This window comes from Microbacterium testaceum, from assembly GCF_001476655.1.
Taxonomy (GTDB): domain Bacteria; phylum Actinomycetota; class Actinomycetes; order Actinomycetales; family Microbacteriaceae; genus Microbacterium; species Microbacterium testaceum_C.
In genome coordinates this window covers 1-3,148 of sequence record NZ_LDRT01000192.1, presented here as the reverse complement: position 1 = coordinate 3,148, position 3,148 = coordinate 1, and the positions used below count along the sequence as shown (strand labels likewise).

The following is a 3,148-nucleotide window of genomic DNA, read 5'->3' as shown; positions in this document are numbered from 1 at the left end:
CGGCAGCGGCAGAGGGGTATAAGAGACAGCGCCGCGAAGGTCGGGGTCGCGGCGAGCTGACGGTCGCGGGACCCGGGCTCGTCGCCGGCCTGCTCTCACATCGTCATGAGCGCGGCGATCGAGAGCAGGTAACCCACGAGGAGCGAGACCACCCACGCGGTGGCGGCTGCGAAGTGCCAGTTCTGGCGTTCCTCCGTGCGGGCGCGGCGGGGGTCGTCGGGTGACATCCGCTGGAGAGCACGCTGGGTGACGACGAGCGCGGGTGCCGCGAGGAGCAAGATGGCGATGGTGGCGACGAGCTGCAGGAGCATGCCGTTCTCGCGCGGACCGATTGCAATAGTCGCCCCAGCCGACCGCACGGCGGCAACGAGGTCCAGCGGACCGCTCAACGCCATGATGCCGACGGCACCGAGGACGACGATCACCGCGCGGACGACCGCCTCTCTCCAACTCGGGGTGGTGGACGCGCCCGCACTGCGGCGGCTCTCCATCTCGCGATAGAGCCGTCGGAGGGCGAGAGGCCAGAGGACGGCGCCGGTGATCGCGGAGAGAATCCCGGTCAAGACCTGCGTCGGCGACAGCTCCAGCCCCCACGCCTCGGTGACGAGAACGCCGCCGATCCACGCGAACAGGACCGCGGGGACGCCGAGGAGGACGGTCAGGAGGGTGATGAGCATCCGAGTCCGGCCCGAAAGTCGGCCAGGGCTGCGCGCACCGTCGGTGTCGGGGCGGGAGCTCATGGGGAGATCGTAACCAGGTGCATGCGGACCTCGCGCGGGAGCACCCCCCAAACCGGTTTCGAACCGGTTTCGCCACCGGTGCGCGATTGAGCTCCGGTCCTAGAACGGCGGGGGGTCCTCGGCGATCTCGGCCCCGAGCGGGGACGTCCACCGCACCTCGCCGGTGACGGGATCGCGGGACGGCCCCCACCGCGACTCGTGCCTCAGCCGGTGGTGATGTCGACACTCGGGCGCGAGGTTGTCGCCGTCGGTCGCGCCGCCGTCGTTCCAGGCGGTGAGGTGATCGAGGTCGCAGTCGCGGGCCGGTCGTCCGCATCCGGGGAACACGCACGTCGGGGAGGTGACGCCCAGCCACCTGCGCAACGCCGTGGGCACGCGATAGGTCGAGCGGTCGAGGGCGAGCGGCGTCCCCGTCAGCGGATGGGTGAGGACGCGCACCCAGGAGCTCGCCTCGCCGGCCAGACGTCGAGCGGTGTCGAGGTCGATGGGACCGTATCCGTCGAGGGTCGCAGGTTCGGTTCCCGCGCCGAGAAGAGTCAGGGCAGGGACGGTGACGACGACAGCGGGACGACGATCAGGGCGCGCGGTGGACGAGGTCGGCGAGTGCATCGGTGTGCGCGGCGGGACCGTTGCCGGCGGCTGCGCCGGTGCGGCCGAGGCCCGCACGGCAGGCGGAGGAGCCGCGCCGGGTGGGGCACTCCCGGGCGTGGGCGCACCGGGCGCGGGCACAGCAGACGCCGGCACGCCCGACGCAGGCACACCAGACGCAGGCACACCAGACGCAGGCACGCCAGACGACGGGGCACCAGTCCGAGGCACAGCAGACGCGGGCACACCGGACGACGGCACGCCAGACCCAGGCACGCCAGAGATACCAGACCCAGGCACCCCAGACCCAGGCACCCCAGACCCAGGCACACCAGACCCAGGCACACCAGACCCAGGCACACCAGCCCCAGGCACACCAGACCCAGGCACCCCAGACGCACACGCGCCAGACGTAAGCAGATCCGCGACGGCGTCGGCACGAAGCTGCGCGAGAGTCCGGTCCTCGTCGGGCGCGACGCGAAGATGGCGAGCGATCCGGTCCACGCAAGTGAGCGCCGCGTGCGCGCGATCCGCGGGCAGAAGGGCCGTCAACGTCGCCATGCCGTCGAGCTCGGGGGTGAGCCACACGCCGCGATCGCGCGCCGCGCGGCGATGCCGCGCCTCGATCGACTCGCTGTGCACTCGCTCCCGAAGCGCTCGAGCCGCCACCGTGAAGCGGGCCGGCGGGAGCCGGAGGGCGCGGTCCAGCGCCCCCTCGTCGAATGCGCGCCACGACTGGTGGGGTCCCGGTGCCGAGGACGCGTCATCGGTGGCTCCCGCAGACAGGTCGGGAAGGGGCATGACTCCGTCGAGAAGTCCCTCGGTGGGGGGATCGGGCGGAACGTCGGCGCGCTCGGCATCCGGATCAGGGTCTTCGCGACCCGCCGAGGGGTCGGCGGGGGTCTCGTCGGGAAGGGACGTCGCCAGCCGCGCCGACTCGACGGCATGACGCTCGGAGAGGAGGCCGTCCGAAAAGGCGTTCCAGACCTCGGGGCACCGGCTCTGCAACACCTCGGCGTGCGCTGCTCGCGTGCGCACGGTCTGCTCCGACAGCCGAAGGCGCGTCGCGATCTCGGCCACGGCGGCGCGCTCCGCCATGTCGCGGCGATCGCGGCGCACCGCGGCCACAGAACGGCGGCGGGAATCGCTCCACGCGAGGTCGAGCGTCGGATCGGGGCCGACCCACGGAACGGGATCGGCCGCCGCCGCCCGCAGGAGCAGGCCGATCAGGCGGTACTCCGCGGCGGTGGCGCGGTGGCGTTCACGAACCCGGAGGGCGAGCCGCTCGAGAAGTTCGGCGGGACTGAGCTCAGCGGGACTGAGCTCAGCGGGACTGGGCTCGGCTGGACTGGGCTCAGCTGGACTGGGCTCAGCAGGACCGAGCTCACCGGACCCGAACCCGGCGGCACCGAACCCCGCGGACCCGGCGTCCGATTCGCGCCCGAGATCGAACTCGGTCAGTGCCCACGGGTCGGCCTTCGGGAGGGAGCCCGAGAAAGGGTGGTGATCGACGAGACCCCTCTCGATCGCCCACGCAGAATCGGCCTGGGCGAGCAGATCGTCGTCGCTGGGCCACGGCACGCCCCATGGCGAGTCGACCGCATTCGGGCGGTCGTTCGGGGGTGCCGTGAGGTCCATGATCCAACGCTAGCGAGGGGGTCCGACATCGGGCCGGGAACGCGGAACGGAGGGTATTCGAAGGCTGCCGGAGAGACCGGAGCCAAGGGCGAACGGAGGAAACGGGCTTCGACCACACGCGGCCGATACCCCACGCCCACTCCTCGACGCCGGCACCCGACACCGAGCCCGAGCCCGAGCCC

General features: G+C 72.1%; 2 protein-coding genes and 1 pseudogene. All 3 read right to left on the bottom strand.

Annotated elements, in window-relative coordinates:
- Positions 1–95 precede the first annotated feature (95 nt).
- A complete protein-coding gene (locus NS220_RS18120) occupies positions 96–740 on the bottom strand; it encodes a hypothetical protein (RefSeq protein ID WP_153004364.1) in 645 nt (214 codons plus the stop codon).
- A gap of 99 nt (positions 741–839) precedes the next feature.
- Complete coding sequence (locus tag NS220_RS20680) at positions 840–1,349, bottom strand: HNH endonuclease signature motif containing protein (RefSeq protein ID WP_058625375.1); 510 nt, start codon at positions 1,347–1,349, stop codon at positions 840–842.
- Between the two features lie 372 nt (positions 1,350–1,721).
- Positions 1,722–2,129, bottom strand: a pseudogene (locus NS220_RS20675) (DUF222 domain-containing protein); the annotation flags it as partial.
- Between the last annotated feature and the right edge of the window lie 1,019 nt (positions 2,130–3,148).

Excerpts from the sequence above, each read along its gene's own strand:
- NS220_RS20680 (WP_058625375.1), bottom strand. The coding sequence starts at position 1,349 with ATGCACTCGCCGACCTCGTCCACCGCGCGCCCTGATCGTCGTCCCGCT.
- NS220_RS18120 (WP_153004364.1), bottom strand. The coding sequence starts at position 740 with ATGAGCTCCCGCCCCGACACCGACGGTGCGCGCAGCCCTGGCCGACTT.